Consider the following 19042-nt stretch of genomic DNA (forward strand, 5'->3'; position numbering starts at 1 on the left):
CGTCGCCGAGACAAGCTCGGCATGCATTACCATGCTGGAGCAAGGGAACGATAGGAGGATGTGAATAATTATACCGGACATTCTTCCACCGCAATTTGGCTACAGATCTCTTTATCAACCACGCATGACCTATTGGTTATTAAAGCACAAACCCGTATCATTCAATATAGACTTCATCTCAAACCAGCAATTCCCAATTTGGGGATCAAACAGGGTGTGGGGTATGCTTGGCGAGGATGTCGGCAGCAGGGGCAGATTTTTGCTCCTCGGCAATTGCTCCCGCATTGCCCTAATACACGCCATCCTTGGCGCTTAGCTGCCGTCAAGCCCCATGGATGGGTTTACCCAGCACCTAAATTCCATAGTTCATTGGCTATGGTTAACTATTTTGGGTAATTTAGGTGCTGGGTTCACGGCGTTCCTCGACAGGGATACCCCACACCCTAATCCAGTGAGAATGCTCAAACTGGGAATTGCTGATCTCAAACCTTACCATTGAAATTGAGATTTCACCGATTTTACATCGGCTCTTAACCTTCTCTGACCGCTACGAATAACATGGACACCCTGGAACATTACAGCTTTTACAATTACCTTACCGCTACAACCAGTTATGCATTGTTAATTCCATTTGCATTAATAAGCCTAAAAAAAAGCCCTTATTTCCTACCCTTCTTTCTGGCAATTTCTCTTTCTTTGATTTGGTTAGGTTACACAACGTTTACCCTGCAAGACCAGTTCTATTTCAGTTCCGATGCGCTACCGTTCGAGACTTTACGCAATGGAGCTTGGCTGATTTTTCTTTGCTTTATAAGCTTCAAACAACGCAAGGAGGAACGCTTATCGTTTTTTTTTAGATCGAAAAATGTCCTGTTAATCTTGTTTAGCACAATTCTTGTTTTTCTTTACGAAGTCAATTCAAGCTTACTACAAGCCATCAACCAGTTACTGCAAAGGGACTTGCGCTTATTTATCCATGTCATTTTTGCAATTGTCGGTCTAATGCTAATTGAGCAAATTTATCGCAATGCATTTTCCGATCAACGTTGGTCGATAAAATTCTTATGCGTAGGTCTTGGCGCTTTGTTTATAGTCGACTTTATTCTATACAGCAAATCATTACTGTTTTTTTCGTTGGATTCGGCGATATGGAGTTCACGGGGAATTATCAATGCCATAATAGCGCCTATGCTCGCGGTTTCCATGCTGCGTTTACAAGAAAAAGACACCGAATTGACCGTTTCAAGAAAAATCGTTTTTCATACCACTGTTTTATTCGGCTCCGGATTATACTTGGTCCTGATGTCAGTTGCCGGATTTTATATACGTGACTATGGCGGCAATTGGGGGGAAGTCGCTCAATTTACCTTTATTTTTTTAGCGATTTTATTGCTGATCGTTCTTTTTATTTCCGGAAAAATTAGAGCATTAGTCAAAGTTAATTTGAGTAAACATTTTCTTGAATATCGCTATGATTATCGAGAAGAATGGATCAAGCTTAGTAAAACCCTCGCGCAATTAAATTCGGTCAGCGAATTGGCAGGACTCATTATTAAAACCATGGCCGACTTAGTGGAGAGTTCCGGCGGAGGGCTCTGGCTAAAAAACGAACAAGGCGATTTTTATTTAGCCGAACACAAACACTTAGGCTTCGAACCGGAACAATTGTTTGATAAAGACGAACCTTTTATTCGATTCTTAGCCGACAAGCAATGGGTCATCGATTTCGTACAATACAATGATAATCCGGATCTGTACGATGATATTGATTTGTCGAAGTGGAATTTCGACGACAACAAAATTTGGCTCATTATCCCACTGTACAGGCTAAACTCATTAGAAGCCTTCGTTGTTCTTACCCAAGCGCGCGTACCCAGGGCACTTAACTGGGAGGATCTCGACTTACTAAAGACTGTCGGATTCCAATTGAGTAATGCCCTCGCCTTAAACCAAACGCTTGACGAATTGTCTCGTGTTCGACAATTCGAAGCCTACAGCAGACTATCCGCATTCGTAGTGCACGATTTAAAAAATTTGATCGCGCAAGTTGCGATGATAGTTAAAAATGCAGAAAAACATAAACATAACCCCGAATTCATTGAAGATTCCATCGATACCTTGCAAAATGTCGTGACAAAAATGCAACACATCATCGATCAATTGAAAAAAGGCAATATACAATCAGAAACCCAAGCCGTACTTAACCTAAATGACATCATACAAGACGTCGCGCAACAACAGTCAAGCAACCGCCCGGCCTTGGAAATTGCCTTCGGTCTTAACCAAGACTGCGAAATTCAAGGCGAACAAGCTAAAATAACAGCCGTTCTCGGACACCTAATACAAAACGCTCAAGAAGCAACCGATGACGATGGCTTTGTTAAATTGGAGTTAACACAAAAGGCTGATAGAGCAATCATCAAAATTATCGATAGCGGCGCCGGAATGGATAACAAGTTTATTGCCGAAAGGTTATTTAAGCCTTTCGATACGACAAAAGGCAACGCGGGTATGGGGATCGGCGTTTACGAAGCTCGAGATTACATTTTAAAACAATCGGGGACGATCGATGTTAAAAGCCTACCCGGTAGGGGAACAACTTTTACGATCACCTTGCCGCTTTATAAACGGCACAAGCAACCGACTCAAACAAGCGTCAAATCGAACGTTCAACTTGATATGACCCAAGCAATATTAAAAGGCGAGAAATGAGCGACGACAGTATTTTACTCATAGTGGAAGACGATCCCGGCTTGCAAAAACAATTCAAATGGGGCTTTGAAAAATACCAGATCGTCATAGCGGGCGACAGACCAGAGGCCATTACCGCATTGAGGCGTTATCAACCGAGTGTTGTGACACTAGACTTGGGCCTGCCTCCCGATCCGACCAACGCCAGCGAAGGCCTCGAAACCTTAAAAGAAATCCTGCAACTGGCCCCAACCACTAAAGTCATCGTCGTGACCGGCAATGACGATAGAGACAACGCACTCCAGGCCATCGCATTGGGGGCCTACGATTTTTACCAGAAACCGGTCGATCTCGATGTCTTGAACACTATTATCCAGCGCGCCTTTCATCTGACCTCGCTGGAAAATGAAAACTCGAAACTTCAGCAAAAAAACCATGAGCCGTTAAATGGCATTATCGCAGCCTGCAAAAAAATGCAAGAAATTTCCAGAACCGTGGAAAAAATCGCTCCGATGCAAATCACTACTTTATTACTCGGAGAAAGCGGAACCGGTAAAGAAGTTTTTGCCAGAGCGATTCACGACCTCAGCGACCGGGCTAAAAAGCCTTTCGTACCGGTCAATTGCGCGGCCATTCCTGAAAACCTACTGGAAAGTGAATTATTCGGTTATGAAAAAGGGGCATTTACCGGTGCTGTCAAACAGACCAAAGGAAAAATAGAATATGCCGACGGCGGTACTTTTTTCCTCGACGAAATAGGCGATCTACCCTTCAATCTACAATCGAAATTATTACGCTTCATTCAGGAGCGAACCATTGAGCGCTTGGGCGGGCGTGGCGAGATACCGGTAGATGTTCGCATTATTTGCGCAACCCACCAAAATATTCAAAACCTGATTCAACAAAGTGCATTTCGAGAAGACTTATATTATCGTATCAGTGAAATGACCATCAATATTCCTCCGCTCAGAGAACGCGAAGGAGATGCTCTCATTATCGCAACCGCCTTATTGAGAAAATTTAACGACCAACATAAAAAATCGATTAAGGGATTTACCAAAGAGGCCGCTCAAGCCATCGAAACTTATGAATGGCCGGGAAATATTCGCCAATTGGAAAATAAAATTAAACGCGCGGTCATCATGGCGGAGGAAGCCTTGATAACGTTAAACGACCTCGAAATGGACGGCGAAAACCATGACGCCCTGCCGCTTAACTTAAAAGAAGTTCGGGAAGCCGCCGAAACACTTGCGATAAAAAGAGCGCTAAATTTCTCGAACCATAACGTTTCAAATGCGGCAAAACTATTAGGCATTACACGCCCGACGCTTTACTCCCTGCTCGGTAAATACAACATCGTTTTGGGCGATTAATCGCATTGAAAGACGATGACCCACCGGCAGAGGAGCGTTTGCGTTCTTGCACGTTCTTCCTTATGCTTGCCGATAATTTTTACAACATAAACAATTAAATCATGAGTGCAACAATCATCGATGGTAAAGCGGTCGCATTGGACGTCCGCAAAAAATGGAAACAACGCGTAGCTCAACTCAAAGAAAAAGGCGTCCTTCCGGGCCTGGCTGTCATCATTGTCGGCGACAATCCTGCCTCACAAGTCTATGTGCGCAATAAAATCAAAGCCTGTCACGAAGTCGGCATTTATTCCGAATTGATCGACCTGCCCGAAGATATCAGCGAAACGTTATTGCTATCGGCTATCGAACGCCTTAATGATAACTCTTCGATCCACGGCATATTGGTACAACTGCCCCTCCCCGATCATATCGACGTCAACAAAGTTCTCGAAACCATCAATGCCGATAAGGACGTGGATGGCTTTCATTTGTATAACCTCGGCGCATTAATGGCCGGCAATACGATATTCCCGCCCTGCACACCCTATGGAGTTCAATGTTTGCTTGAATATTGCGACATCCCGATCGAAGGTCAAAATGCCGTCATCGTTGGGCGCAGCAACATCGTCGGCAAACCGATGGCGCTGATGCTGTTGCAAAAAAATGCGACGGTCAGTATTTGCACCTCGAAAACTCGTGATCTGAAGCAATTCACTTCATTGGCCGACATACTGGTCGTCGCAACCGGCAAACCTAATTTGATTACCGCCGACATGGTCAAACCCGGCGCGGCAGTCATCGATGTCGGCATCAACCGACTCGAGGACGGAAAATTAGTCGGCGATGTCGATTTCGAAGGCGTCAAAGAAGTCGCCGGTTACATCACACCGGTACCGGGAGGCGTCGGTCCGATGACGATCACGATGCTGGTCGCCAATACCGTCATCGCCGCCGAACAGGCGCATAGCTAAATCTTTCAATCTCGCGCTGGGGCGCTGAGGCGCGGAGATGATAGTTCGTTACCGCGGCTTTCTGGTTCCCATGGTCCTCCGTGGGAACCCATATCTTGGCTGTCGAGTCACGATCGGTATAAATTCCCACGCTGGAGGGATGGTAACTATGAATGAAACCCTGCGCCTTCGCGCGAGAAATAACTACTCGACTACAAAGCCGTCGACTTTTTGAAAGCCGCGCGGTAAATGTAAGCCCCGCTTCGCTCGGGCTCCGCTGTAATGCCCGATATCGGCTGCTTTGAGCGTCAGCGTACGTTTTCCGGAAATGAGCTTCAATTCGCTTTGCTCGGAAATCACGGCCAATGCCATGACCGCATCACTACCGTCGGCCAAGTCGCTCGGCGGAATTTGAATCAGTTTATTGCCTTTACCCCGCGTCAAAGCCGGCAACTCATTGACCGGAAAAATCAATAACCTGCCCTGTAGCGTCGCAATCGCCAGCAAATCGCTATCGCGATGCACTCGAACCGGCAACAACGCCTTCGCGCCCACCGGTAAGGTAACAACCGTTTTACCGGCTTTATTCTTGCTGAATAAATCCTTCAATTGCACCCTGAAGCCGTAACCGGTAGATCCGGCCAGCACATACCAATCATCCGGGTTACCAGCCAACAAACCAATAAATAACGAGCCTGCAGGCGGATTGAATCGACCGGTCAGCGGTTCGCCTTGACTGCGCGCCGAAGGTAAATCATGACTTGCGGTTGCATAAACGCGTCCGGTCGAATCCAATACATAAACAGGCTGAGTCGTGCGGGTCTTGACCGCATGCAGAAAGCCGTCTCCGGAACGATAATTCAAGCCATCAACATCGATGTCATGACCTTTCGCGGCACGAATCCAGCCTTTTTGCGACAATATCACCGTGACCGGCTCATTCGCGATTAATTCGGTGCTGTCGAGCGCCTTTGCCGAACCTCTCTCAATAATCGGCGAACGCCGCTCGTCACCGAACTTTTCGGCATCGACTTGAATTTCTTTTTTGATCAAACGGTTCAGCAAAGCTTTCGAACCCAAGGTTTTTTCCAAGGCTTGCCGCTCTTTTTCGAGCTCTGCTTGCTCGCCTTTAATTTTCATTTCCTCCAATTTAGCCAAATGCCGCAGTTTCAATTCCAAGATCGCTTCGGCCTGAAGATCACTGATACCGAAGAGCTCCATCAACACCGGTTTCGGCTTATCCTCGTACCGAATAATCGCAATGACTTCGTCGATATTGAGATAAGCGATCAATAATCCCTCTAGGATATGCAAACGAGCCAAGACCTTGTCTAACCGGTATTGCAACCTGCGTCTAACCGTTTCGGTTCGGAAGATCAGCCATTCGGTCAATATCGTTCTAAGATTTTTGACTTGCGGCCGACCGTCTAAGCCGATCATATTTAAATTTACGCGAAAATTTTTCTCCAAATCTGTCGTCGCGAACAAATGTGACATCACCGCTTCGACATCGATGCGTTTGGATTTCGGCATCACGACCAAACGCGTCGGATTTTCATGGTCGGATTCGTCGCGCAAATCATCGATCATCGGCAATTTTTTTGCATTCATTTGCGCCGCGATTTGTTCGAGTAATTTGGCTCCTGACACTTGATGCGGCAGGGCGGTAATAACGATATTACCGTCTTCCAGTTCATAACGAGCACGCATTTTGACCGAACCGTTGCCGGATGCATACATCTTTCGTAACTCTTCGACGGGTGTAATGATCTCGGCGTGAGTTGGATAATCAGGACCCTTGATATGGTCGAACAATCTTTCCAACGGCGTATCGGGATCATCGAGCAATTGCACACATGCCGCAGCTACTTCTCTAAGATTATGCGGCGGAATATCGGTCGCCATGCCTACCGCGATACCCATCGTGCCGTTCAACAATACATTCGGTAACCGCGCCGGCAACAATATCGGTTCCTTCATCGTACCGTCGAAGTTGTCGGTCCAATCGACGGTCCCCTGCCCCAATTCGCTTAGCAAGGTTTGCGCGTAAGGCGTCAAACGCGATTCGGTATAGCGCATCGCGGCAAACGATTTCGGATCGTCCGGCGACCCCCAGTTCCCCTGACCGTCGATCAACGGATAACGATAGGAAAAATCCTGAGCCATCAACACCATCGCTTCATAACAGGCCGAGTCGCCATGCGGATGATATTTTCCGAGCACGTCACCTACCGTACGTGCCGATTTTTTATATTTTGCCGCCGCAGTCAGTCCCAGCTCCGACATTGCATAAACAATGCGCCGCTGCACCGGCTTGAGACCATCTCCAATATGCGGTAAGGCGCGGTCCAAAATCACATACATCGAATAATCGAGATATGCCTTTTCGGTAAATTCCTTTAACGGAAGTTGTTCGAAGTTTTCCTGAATACCCATAAATTAAAGATCGTCCTTTGGTAAGTCGACATGTAGTGCCATATGTTTTTCCATGATTTCCTGGCGCATTTTTTTGCGCATCAACGCGGCATCGTATAGTTTCTGTTCCAATTCGCTGTCTATGGTCAATGGCGGAACAGGCACCGGTTTGCCATTCTCGTCGACCGCCACCATCGTAAAATAAGACGAATTGGTGTGTCTTTTTTCTTGCGTGCGCAAATTCTCGGCAACCACTTTGATACCGATTTCCATTGAAGACCGCCCGACATAATTGACATGTGCGGATAAAGTCACCAGCTCGCCAACCTGAATTTTTTCCTTAAAAAAAACTTGATCTAACGATGCCGTTACAACATAGTTCTTACTATACCGTGCCGCACAAGCATAAGCGGCCTGATCGAGCAGTTTTAATAACGAACCGCCATGCACGACACCAGAAAAATTGGCCATATCCGGCGTCATCAAAACAGCCATCTGCAATGTTTTCTCTTGTTGTTTTTTCGATTGATTCACATGTTTTCCGGAGTGGTTTTATAACGCCTTTTCGACCAAACAAATCTTATCGATTCGTATTCCAATTCGAATGAAAGGCTAACAAACGGCTTATTTTAACCGGTTTCAAGAATGATTGCGCCACGAGACGGATGAAAAGCTGCAGATTCAAGTGAAGCTCGTGGAAGGACGGAACGAGACCGGCGGATGCTCGCCGAGAAGGAAACTGTATAATTTTTGGATTATCCTAAATTCAGCAGATTAACTATGAATCTCATAAGGTATTACCTCTTATTCTTCATGATCTTCATGTTAAATTCTCTGTCTAGAATTATCGACAGCCCCCTGTGCCAATACCTACAAGAGTAAATCACATGAAAAGTCCTGATTAGCAAGTTTCTTCAGCTAAAGCCCAAAGACCAGCATATCCCTAGCAGGACGGGGTTCGTAAGCCATGCGCTTCAAGCTAAAAACGGCCAACCCACATTACGCTCTTTCCCAAGCTCCAGCTCTCATCGTTATACATAAGTCATGAATTACCCTTTTGCAATCTTAGCCAATGAGGCCTCGATACCATTTATTGTAGCTTAACGCTCTCGGCCTCGAAATCGCGATCAGGGGATCGCTCCCACAAAGGGTTACAAGCGCTGTGGGAGAGACGCCTACGTCGCGACTATCGAAGCCGCTAACGCTCAAACACCAATAGCTTTTTCGGATGACCTAGCGCTCGGTCGCTACGTTTTGTGCAATTAGGTATATTTATACTTGTGTATAACGGCGAGAGCTCCAGCTTGGGAAAGCCCCCCGGAAGCACCCCCTTCGACAAGGCTCTCCTGACCGCAGCCGAAGGGCTCAGGGCAAGAGCTTTCTGAGACCGACACAACCTCGGCACATTCGCAATCAACCCCGACTCGCTCGTTCAATCTTTCTTGATTTTCGGGAAGCTAGAGCTTCCTGAATAGGTTACCCAAGCTGAAGCTTGGGTAACAGCATAGAATGATTGCGCCACGAGACGGATGAAAATCAGCGGATTCCAGTGAAGTTCATGAAAGTGCGCGGCGTTGACCGGGTTCGCTCCTTCCCAAGCTCGGTTTGGGAAGGCAGCCCCGGAAGCTCTGCTTCCCGTGACGGCAAGCGGAGCTTGCGGAATCGTTTCCCAAGCAGAGCTTGGGAAACAGCGAATCAAAAGGGAATAGTGAAAATTAATTACATGAAAAATTTTATGAAGCATCCATTTGTTGCGGATTCTCACCCGGAATAGGATGTGTTTTATTAGGATATTTCTTAAGTATCGTTTTAACGTAATTTTGCGTTTCTCGATAAGGAGGCACACCTTTATAGCGTTCGACGGCACCCTCTCCCGCATTATAAGCCGCCAATACCCATTCCACATTGCCGTTGAAATGGCGCATCAGCCAATGAAGATAAGCCGTACCGCCCTTGATGTTCTGAATAGGATTAAAAGTATCTTTGACACCGAATCTCTCGGCGGTTGCCGGAATCAATTGCATCAAGCCTTGAGCATTTTTGTTCGATAACGCGCCAGGATTAAAGGCAGATTCGGCCTGAATAACCGCCATAACCAGCTCAGGATCGATACCGTAATTAGGAGCAATTTTTTCGACCCACGATTTGACAATTTGGCGATTGGGATTTGCATGCTGCTCGGCCGTTATCGTTAATTCTGGCTCAGGGCGGCGACAGCGGGAATCCTTCGTCGGTTTAATATCTTTAAATTTGATCACCATGCGCCTGGCATAGGGATCTCCTGCTTTTGCCGCCAACCTGAACCAATAAAGCGCTATCGATAAATTTCTCGACACCCCTCGGCCATTGAAATAAATAAAACCCAAATGGTAAGCCGATTCGACATCAGACATTAATGCCGCCTTACAATACAATTCGTAAGCTTTCCGATAATTTTTTTTCACGCCGCGGCCGTGTTCGTAAACCATCGCCATTTTACGAATTCCGCTAGGATGATCGTCCGCAACTTCGGCTGCAAATAACGGCGAGGAAAAAAATAGAATTACGGCAAATAGCCTTAATAGCCAACTCATGTCAGTTTCTCGTTTTGCATAACATTAAGAAAAGCAATTTTAAAGCCATAAAATAATATCCATTATTTTCCTATTACTTATAATGATCACACCACTTGTTTGGCTAGATAACTGTAAAAAATTCCGACATTACTCTTAGTGCCAATGCCGAAAATTGAGATGAAACAAATATAACACCGGGAACACTACGAAAACTCGGAACCGCTTCATGAATAACTCGAAAGTTGACCGAATTATAAAATTGCAGCTAGACTTTAAAATTAATCAGTGCATGGCGCCTACCTAGGCTTGAATAATCAATACAAAATCATGAATAAAAGCAATAGAATTGATCTCTCACGCCTAAACACGCAATGGCGAATCTTATTATTAAGCGCGTTACTACTCAACACTACGGCATGCTCTACCAAGGAGGAGGTAATTGCACCGACACCGGACCCCACGATACTCGAGCTAAAACTAAAAGCCGGCAAACTTCTAAATCCCGATATTGAAGGCCGCGCATCGCCATTGGTCGTTAGAATATACCAATTCGAGGCAATCGATAAATTCAATACAAGCGATTTTTTCGCCATTTACGACAATGACGTAGCACTGTTGGGCCAAGACATTATTTTTCGCAAGGAACTGGAACTTCAACCTGATACAAACAGGAATTTAAGCTTAGAAAGCAAACCTGAAGCTCGTTATTTGGCTATCTTCGCGGCATTTCGCAACCTCGATACCGCACAATGGAAAGCATCGGTGAAGATCTTCCCCAATCAAACTAATAAAGTTAGTATTAATTTCGATCAATATACTGTGACACTGAATACAAAAAATGCCGATTAAAAGCAATCAATAGAACCATTCATCACTTTGTTTAACAAAGGCGGAAAACATGTCAGGCAACATTCCAAAACTACCGACACAGTATAAACAGATCAGCACCAAAAATACTCTGTTTGTTGCGATATTGACATCATTGATATTATCCCTCGGCTGCCAGACAACCGACCCAACCAGCCCAGAAGGCCTCAAAGCTTTAGAAGGCTTTAAACCTCAAGACACCGACAAGCTATTCGTCGTCGATTGCCTGCTACCCGGACAAGTCAGAAAGCTCGGCACGCAAATGACCTACTTAACAGCAAGACGCGCTATCAAAACGACTGCGGGTGAATGCGAAATTCGCGGAGGCGAATATGTCGCTTATGATCGAGCTAATTTAGCCAGCGCTTTAAAAATATGGCTACCGCTTGCACAACAGGGTGATCCCGAAGCGCAAATCAACGTCGGCGAAATCTACGAAAAAGGACTAGGCGCGCAAGCGGATCCTCGGCTAGCCGCCGAATGGTACCGAAAAGCCGCCGAAACAGGTCATTCGAGAGCGCAAATTAATCTCGGTTATTTATATGAAAAAGGTCTCGGCGTTGAAAAAGACCTGACTACTGCATTAAATTGGTATCGTAAGGCATCAGGCTTAGAAAACACCGACTTGCAATTTGCTTCGGTTGTCGAGGCACAGTTTTCCAGCGCTCATGAACAAGAATTGGAAGCTTTACGGCAAGATGCCGCTCGACGTAAATTCGAGGCGGATCAATTACGAAGCCAACTAGCCGACACACAACGCCAACTCAGACAACAGCAAGACAATCTTCGCTCGATACAAAGAAACTTAGAGCAAAAAAAACAACAGCTCGAACAGGAAAAAAACAAATCCACCCGTAACGAATCGCTACTGAAAGCGCTGGAACAGGAATTAAAAGCCGATCAAACCGAATTCGAAGCGCGACAAACTCAAATTTCAAAATTAGAACGCTCCCTGGAAACCAAACAGAAATCCATCAAGCATAGAACTCAAGCCGCCTTAGTCCAGGAACAAAAAATCGTCGCTAGCGCTCCGCAAAAACCGATCATCGACGACCAATCCGCCAAAACACTCGCTAATGCTCGTAGCGAACTGCAAAAAAACGAAACCTTACTTCAAGAAAAAGAAAGTTATTACATAAGGATCTCTAATGAAATCAAACGATCCTTAGAAGCTGTGGGCTCATCATCGGCCGAACAAAGCGATTCGCCGAGAGAACAACTAAGAGCGAAGGAAATCAGGGCTAATTTGGACCGGCAAAAACAATCGTTGCAAACGGTTGCACAGGAAATCAATACCTTAAAAAACCGAATTAACGAACAACGCAAAGTCGTAACAAAATTGGAAAGCGGTCAATTGATACAGTTAGCCTCTGCCGCTCCAACAATTCAAATTATCGATCCGCCGATGGTATTGACTCGAGGCGTTCCGAGTTTATTGTTAAGATCGATAGCCCCATCAAGAACCATCACCGGCAAAGTCGAGGCGCCTGCAGGGCTTAAAACATTAGTGGTCAATGATAAACCTGAAAACATCGATACGCAGGGTTTCTTTAAGATAAATATCACTGCCACAGAAGCGACGACACCTATCAAAATCGTCGCCATCGATAAAAGAGACAAAAGAACCAGTCTGAATTTCAACATCGTAACCCAAGAAGAAATCGACACTTCAAGCATAGACAGCCGACCAACGACACCTAGAAAACCCGGCCGATTTTATGATGTAGACTTCGGGCGTTATCATGCGCTCATCATCGGCAATAACGATTATACGGAGCTACCGACACTGAAAACCGCGATCAACGATGCCAAAGCGGTCGAGTCGATTTTGCGCCAACGCTATGGCTTCAAAACCACGTTGCTGCAAAATGCCAATCGTCACCAGATCATGACGGCGCTGAATACTATTCGCAATTCTTTGAAAGAAAATGATAACTTATTGATTTATTATGCGGGTCACGGAGAACGAGACAAAACCAGCCTGGCGGCTTACTGGCTACCTACAGATGCCGAAATCGACAATACCGCAAACTGGATTTCCAGCGACGATATCACCCGCTATCTAAACATCATCGCCGCACGACACATCCTAGTTGTAGCCGATTCTTGCTACTCGGGCGCGATGACCGGAACGGCGATCGCTAGACTACCGGACGGCATGCCTGAAGATAAACGTGAAAAATGGCTGAAATTCATGGCAACACGGAAAGCACGAACCGTCTTGACATCAGGAGGCGTCGCTCCGGTTCTCGACGAAGGAGACGGTGAGCATTCAATATTTGCCCGAGCCTTTATCGATGCGCTACAAAGCAATCGGGGTTTAGTCGAAGATTATGATATTTTCCGTTCGGTATCGAAACAAGTTCGAACTTCGGCATCCCGTGTGGGCTTTACTCAAGCACCTCAATACGCGCCGCTTCAACATGCCGGCCACGAGGGCAGCCCGTTCTTTTTCGTTCCCGGTGTTTAACGACAGTACCGTTAAGCCGAAAGAATGGGTTTACTTCGCTTCTCAACAGACTACCCGGACGCCCTAAAAACGACAATAATACTCAAGCCGGAAATAGTCGGCTTAATCTTGTTGCTCATACAACTTAGCGGTTGCGCGACACCTTCAGAGCGTTTTGAATCGAGCGCCAAGAGCTTAGGGCTTACAAGTATAGAAATAAGCGGCGATCCATTTCATCATCGAGCCTATTTGAACCGAACTGCGGCGCAATCCGACAATATTCCGTTAGTCCATGTTTATTTAGATGGCGACGGCACGCCTTGGGAAATGAACCGCTGGATTGCCGAAGACCCGACACCGAGAAACCCTTTGATATTGCGTTTAATGGCAGCGGATCAAGAACCGGCAATATTACTGGGCCGGCCTTGCTACTACGGCTTACATTCGACGGATAAGTGTCACAATTCATTATGGACGTCGAAACGTTATTCGACCGAAGTCGTCGAAAGCATGGCGACCGCCTTGCGAAAATGGCTAACAAACTCAAAAACAGCAAGCGTTGTTTTAATCGGTTATAGCGGCGGAGGAACGCTCGCCACGCTGCTCGCACCATACTTTGAAAACACAAGCATCGTTGTTACTGTCGCAGCCAACCTAAACACAAGAGCCTGGAGCCTGCATCATGGCTATTTGCCGCTCGACGCATCTTTAAACCCGATTGACGCACAACCTTTGCCGGCCAAAATAAAACAAATTCATCTAGCCGGCGTAAACGACGACAATGTTCCCGCTTTGATCATCGAATCTTTTAGCCGGCGACAAGCCAATGCCGTTTACCTGCCGATCGACGGATTCGATCATATGTGCTGTTGGGCAGACTTATGGCCCAATATTCTTAAAAAATATATCACGCCAACTAACCATCAGCCTGACCGTTAAAAACGGTTAACCTACAAATACACATAGAATATCGCGATAAATAACTTCCTGGAGCTATGGATACACAGACATTAAGTTAAGCCGTTCGTGGTGAGCCCTTCGGCTAAGCTCAGGAGAGCCCTGTCGATCCATGGGCGGCTTAACTTATCAACTCCGGTTTTCAATTTCCCCTTCTACAAGACCCTCCTGAGCGCAGTCGAAGGGCTCAGGGTGAACGGAAAAACCCTTACCTTAGAGAGAGAGTTGTAACTATGATGGGATAGATCTTTGACGAACGATCTCATACAGCATCGCGCCGGTCGCGACCGACAAATTGAGACTGGAGACACTGCCCTGCATCGGTAATTTGACCAACCAATCGCATTGCTCACGAGTCAAACGCCGCATACCTTTACCCTCGGAACCGATCACCAAGGCCATCGGCAACTTAAAATCGCACTGATAAAGCATTTGCTCGGCCTCGCCGGCTGCACCGAAAATCCAAATCCCCTGATCTTTTAGCCAACGCAAGGTTCGGGACAGATTCGTGACTTGATAGACCGGCACGGTTTCCGCTGCACCGCTCGCAACCTTACAAACCGTCGGCGTAATACCGACCGCATTGTCCTTCGTGATAATCACGCCATGCACGCCGGTGGCATCGGCCGTCCTTAAGCATGCTCCGAGGTTATGCGGGTCCTGAACATTATCTAAAACCAAAAACAACGGCATGCCGGTAAGACTGGAAACCGCCTGCTTCAATGCATCTTCCGATTGCGCCGAAGGTAGTTCGATTTCAAGCACGATACTTTGATGATTATTACCGTCGGCAAGGCGATCCAGTTTTTTCCGGTCGACTTTTTCGGGGTTAATACCGAGCTTTTTCAAGTCTTCGATCAATTGACTTAAAAGTCGGTCCTGACGGTGCGAGTCAACCCAAGCCTGATGAATATGCTGAGGCGAATAATCGAGTGCCGCTTGGACTGAATGAATGCCGTAGATTTTGACTCGGCTCATTTTTTACGCCGTCTTTTTTTTGGGCGCTTTGCCAAGGCAGTAACCTTAACGAGTTCGAAATCGATTTTCTTGTCGTCAAGATTGACGCGTACGACTTGCACTTGCACAGTATCGCCAAGACGATAACGAATACCCGTACGTTCGCCGATTAACTGATGACTGGCCGCATCGAAATGAAAATAATCTTGGGCAAGATTACTGATATGCACGAGGCCCTCGACATAAATATCGGCAAGCTCGACAAAGAACCCGAACGACGTCACCGCCGAAATAATACCCGGAAACTCTTCGCCGACCTTGTCCATCATGTATTCGCACTTAAGCCAACTAACGACATCGCGCGTCGCATCATCGGCTCGACGCTCGTTCGTCGAGCAATGCTCGCCAAGCGTGACCATGTCGGGAAATCCGTAATGATAACTTTCCGGCTTTTTGTCTTGTAAACAATGCCGGATGGCCCGATGCACTAACAAATCGGGATAACGTCGAATCGGCGACGTAAAGTGAGCATAGGCTTCGAGCGCCAAGCCGAAATGGCCTTTCAAATCGGGACTGTAAACCGCTTGCGACATCGAACGCAACAAAACCGTTTGAATCAAATGAGCATCCGGGCGCCCCTTAATGCTATCGACTAGATGCATGTAGTCGAGCGGCGTCGGCTTATCACCACCACCCAAGCTCAGACCCAATTCACCTAAAAACGTCTTAAGCGCCAATAATTTTTCCGGTCCGGGCCCGTCATGAATTCTCAATAACTTGGGCATTTTTCGGCGATTGAGAAATTTAGCTGCCGCCATGTTCGCGGTAATCATAAACTCTTCAATCAGCTTATGTGCATCGTTACGCACAACCGGAACGATCTTTTCAATTTTACGTTCGGAACCGAAAATAATCCGCGTTTCCTGAGTATCGAAATCCATTGCGCCGCGTTTTTCTCGGCTTAAACGCATGGCTTTGTACAACGCATACAGTTCTTGTAAATGCGGCATTAAAGGCTTATATTTTTTAATTAAGGCCTTGTTGCCATCTACCAGCATGCTAGCGACTTCGGTATATGTCAGGCGTGCATGAGAACGCATCACAGCTTCGAAGAAACGCGAACGCGTCATCTGTCCTTCCGCATTGATCGTCATCTCGCAGACCATACATAAGCGGTCGACATTAGGATTGAGCGAACAGAGTCCATTCGAAAGAATTTCCGGCAACATCGGAATCACTTGTTCCGGAAAATAAACCGAGGTACTGCGGTTTTTGGCCTCAATATCCAACGCGCTATTGATCGCGACATAATGAGACACATCGGCAATCGCGACAAAAAGCTTCCAGCCCTTTCCAGTCTTACGGCAATACACGGCATCGTCGAAATCGCGCGCATCTTCGCCGTCTATCGTCACCAGCGGAATATCACGCAAATCGACACGACCTTCCTTAGCCGCTTCCGGCACTTCATCGCTGAATGCCTGAATTTCCTGTTCAACCTCTTCCGGCCAGACATGCGGCAAACCATGGCTGCGAATCGCCATCTCGATTTCCATGCCCGGAGCCAAATGCTTGCCCAAAACCTCGGCAACACGTCCGATGGGTTGATTGGTCTTACTCGGTTGCTCCAGGATTTCGGCGACAACGATATCGCCTTTTTTTGCCTTGCCGGTTTCATCACCCGGTATCAAAACGTCTTGCGCTAGGTTTTTATTATCCGGCACGACGTAATTAACACCTTTTTCGGTAAAAAAACGGCCGACCACTTGTTTGGTATTGCGTTCCAGCACCTCGACGACAGCCCCTTCGCGGCGTCCTTTCCGGTCGAGACCGGCGATTCGCGCGACGGCCCTGTCATTATGCAGAACCGAACGCATTTCACGGGGAGACAAAAATAAATCGTCGGAGCCGTCGTCCGGCTTTAAAAACCCAAAGCCATCGGCATGACCGATGATGCGCCCGGCAATTAAATCCTTACTGTTAACTCGGCAATATTTTTGGCGGCGATTGAATAATAATTGTCCGTCGCGCTCCATTGCACGAAGCCGTCTGCGCAAGGCCTCCAACTGGTCGGGCGACTCGAGTTGAAATTCCTGAGAAATTTGATCGCGCGACAAGGGTTTACCGACATGGGCGAGCAGATCAAGGATCAACTCCCGACTAGGTATCGGGTTCTCGTATTTCGCCGCCTCGCGCTCTGCATAAGGGTCACGGGTCGGAGTAAAATTTGGTTTTTTATCTTTAGACTTCAATGTCGTCGTTTCCTAAATTTTAGAATGAAGACCATAGCTTAACTGATATACGCGTATTTTAACAATTCCCTATGCAAATCAAAAATCAACGTGTGCATCAAGCGGTTAATGGACAGTAAACAGACAGACCTCAGCAATTTTAGACGTTGATAGTATTGACAGTATATCAAGCAATCGGTATAGTGCGCGCTCACTTCGCTGATACAGCACACCTTTGCCGAGGTGGTGAAATTGGTAGACACGCTAGCTTCAGGTGCTAGTGCTCGCAAGGGCGTGGAGGTTCAAGTCCTCTCCTCGGCACCACTTCTTGATTACCTTCCGTTAAATTTCTGGAACTTTCTTCAATTAATTTTCTTTGTGTGCTCACTGAACAGTTAGCTACGAATCATCATTTTAGTCAAAAGACCTTTGCTGCAATAACACCAGAACTTAGCGATTATCTACATCGACTAACATACCGGTCGAATTTTAGATTGTAGATAACAATCAGGCCGTTCACTCTCTTGACGTAACGGGCGCCTACTGGCAAAGAAGCACTTCAACATGAAAAATTTTTTAATCTCCGATATTCATACAGAATTCGCACAACGGCGGTTCGACCCGTCCACCGATTATTCATGTCTACGTTTCGATGTAATTGTTCAGACCCCCTGCATTTAAAACAAGTTGGAACTTTGCCTCCCCCTTAGAAAAAGGGGAGATTGAGGCTGACGTATCCCCAAGAAATAGCCAAATAAAACAATTTGCTATGGCTGAAAATTGATAGATATATTGATTTTTTTCATCGTTCCTACGCTCTGCGTGGGAATGCATCCCGGGACGCTCTGCGTCCCCAGAGGTTGATAATACCGACAAGAGCAACGATACAATTCTCAACAGTTTTTTAATCCAATTGCCCTCCGCAGTCGACGCAGAGCGTCTAAAGCGGCATTCCCACGCAGAGCATCACTGCCATTAAGTTAAGAATTTTTCCGTTCGCCCTGAGCAAACTAAGCGCCCTTCGGTCGCGTGGTGTTACCAGGAAACAGTCGCTGTTTGACGTAATTTTGGGTATTTTTATATATTCGCAAACCATTGATTTTACATATACAAAAAAGCTGTTTCTTGAGAGCTTGACGAATGGTGAATGGAAAAGTCCGAGTCGATAAGTTAAGCCGCCCATGGTTCGACAGGGCTCTCCTGAGCTTAGCCGAAGGGCTCACCACGAACGGCTTAACTTAATGGCCGTGACGCAGAGCATGGGAACGAGCGGTTTTAAGGATGCCACGAATACAGAAAATACATTACGCCACGGATGGCGTGTATTAGGGCAATGCAGGAGAGCCGAGGAGCATTTTACGGCCTTGCATCGCCTAAAACGCCTACTGTTGGCGCCCTACCATCTGCCTCAATGTATTCGTCTTTTTCAAGAGGGTAACTGAATATTTACCCGAATTTCATTATCAACTATGTTATTTAACCTAAACGCTGCTGCTCAACCCAATCTATTGAGTGATATAACCTAAATTGTATTGCCACTATTATTCACTCATCCAAGTAAGATAATTCCGACAATTCGTAATAGAAGACTAAAATTTAGGGGATTTTTTCATTT

General features: G+C 46.4%; 12 protein-coding genes and 1 tRNA gene. 7 read left to right on the forward strand and 6 right to left on the reverse strand.

What is annotated here, in order from left to right; genetic code table 11:
• Positions 1-558 precede the first annotated feature (558 nt).
• From prsK to folD, 3 genes are all read left to right on the forward strand, one after another.
• A complete protein-coding gene (gene prsK / locus ACRJJO_RS02680; protein ID WP_431064397.1) occupies positions 559-2712 on the forward strand; it encodes an XrtA/PEP-CTERM system histidine kinase PrsK in 2154 nt (717 codons plus the stop codon).
• Positions 2709-4064, forward strand: a complete 1356-nt coding sequence (gene prsR, locus ACRJJO_RS02685; protein ID WP_431064398.1) for a PEP-CTERM-box response regulator transcription factor — start codon at positions 2709-2711, stop codon at positions 4062-4064. Before prsK ends, prsR begins: the two co-directional genes overlap by 4 nt.
• A 101-nt stretch (positions 4065-4165) precedes the next feature.
• Positions 4166-5017, forward strand: coding sequence for a bifunctional methylenetetrahydrofolate dehydrogenase/methenyltetrahydrofolate cyclohydrolase FolD (gene folD / locus ACRJJO_RS02690; protein WP_431064399.1), 852 nt, complete (start codon positions 4166-4168; stop codon positions 5015-5017).
• 183 nt (positions 5018-5200) lie between these two features.
• On the opposite strand, the gene parC is transcribed toward folD, so the two are convergent.
• The 4 genes from parC to ACRJJO_RS02710 form a co-directional block, all read right to left on the reverse strand.
• Positions 5201-7432: a DNA topoisomerase IV subunit A gene (gene parC, locus ACRJJO_RS02695; protein WP_431064400.1), complete on the reverse strand. Its 2232-nt coding sequence runs from the start codon at positions 7430-7432 to the stop codon at positions 5201-5203.
• Between the two features lie 3 nt (positions 7433-7435).
• Entirely contained in the window at positions 7436-7945 is a 510-nt protein-coding gene (locus tag ACRJJO_RS02700) for an acyl-CoA thioesterase (protein ID WP_431064401.1), read from the reverse strand.
• An 898-nt stretch (positions 7946-8843) separates the two neighbouring features.
• Complete coding sequence (locus ACRJJO_RS02705; protein ID WP_431064402.1) at positions 8844-9155, reverse strand: hypothetical protein; 312 nt, start codon at positions 9153-9155, stop codon at positions 8844-8846.
• Positions 9145-9984 (reverse strand): transglycosylase SLT domain-containing protein, encoded by an 840-nt coding sequence (locus ACRJJO_RS02710; protein ID WP_431064403.1) that lies wholly within the window; start codon positions 9982-9984, stop codon positions 9145-9147. Before ACRJJO_RS02710 ends, ACRJJO_RS02705 begins: the two co-directional genes overlap by 11 nt.
• 309 nt (positions 9985-10293) lie before the next feature.
• Between ACRJJO_RS02710 and tssJ the strand changes: the two genes are divergently transcribed.
• The 3 genes from tssJ to ACRJJO_RS02725 are packed head-to-tail and all read left to right on the forward strand — an operon-like array spanning position 10294 to position 14221.
• A complete protein-coding gene (tssJ, locus tag ACRJJO_RS02715; RefSeq protein ID WP_431064404.1) occupies positions 10294-10815 on the forward strand; it encodes a type VI secretion system lipoprotein TssJ in 522 nt (173 codons plus the stop codon).
• Positions 10816-10864: 49 nt separating this feature from the next.
• Positions 10865-13303, forward strand: a complete 2439-nt coding sequence (locus ACRJJO_RS02720; protein WP_431064405.1) for a caspase family protein — start codon at positions 10865-10867, stop codon at positions 13301-13303.
• A gap of 24 nt (positions 13304-13327) precedes the next feature.
• Positions 13328-14221 carry an alpha/beta fold hydrolase gene (locus ACRJJO_RS02725; protein ID WP_431064406.1) on the forward strand — a complete coding sequence of 298 codons (894 nt, stop codon included), beginning with the start codon at positions 13328-13330 and terminating at the stop codon, positions 14219-14221.
• A gap of 249 nt (positions 14222-14470) precedes the next feature.
• On the opposite strand, the gene rlmB is transcribed toward ACRJJO_RS02725, so the two are convergent.
• Together rlmB and rnr are read right to left on the reverse strand one after the other, a co-directional pair.
• Entirely contained in the window at positions 14471-15217 is a 747-nt protein-coding gene (rlmB, locus tag ACRJJO_RS02730; RefSeq protein ID WP_431064407.1) for a 23S rRNA (guanosine(2251)-2'-O)-methyltransferase RlmB, read from the reverse strand.
• A complete protein-coding gene (gene rnr / locus ACRJJO_RS02735; RefSeq protein ID WP_431064408.1) occupies positions 15214-17448 on the reverse strand; it encodes a ribonuclease R in 2235 nt (744 codons plus the stop codon). The genes rlmB and rnr overlap by 4 nt, the downstream gene beginning before the upstream one ends.
• A gap of 216 nt (positions 17449-17664) precedes the next feature.
• Between rnr and ACRJJO_RS02740 the strand changes: the two genes are divergently transcribed.
• Positions 17665-17751: transfer RNA gene (locus ACRJJO_RS02740), tRNA-Leu, on the forward strand.
• Positions 17752-19042: the final 1291 nt, after the last annotated feature.

This window comes from Methylotuvimicrobium sp. (assembly GCF_050611805.1).
Lineage (GTDB): Bacteria > Pseudomonadota > Gammaproteobacteria > Methylococcales > Methylomonadaceae > Methylotuvimicrobium.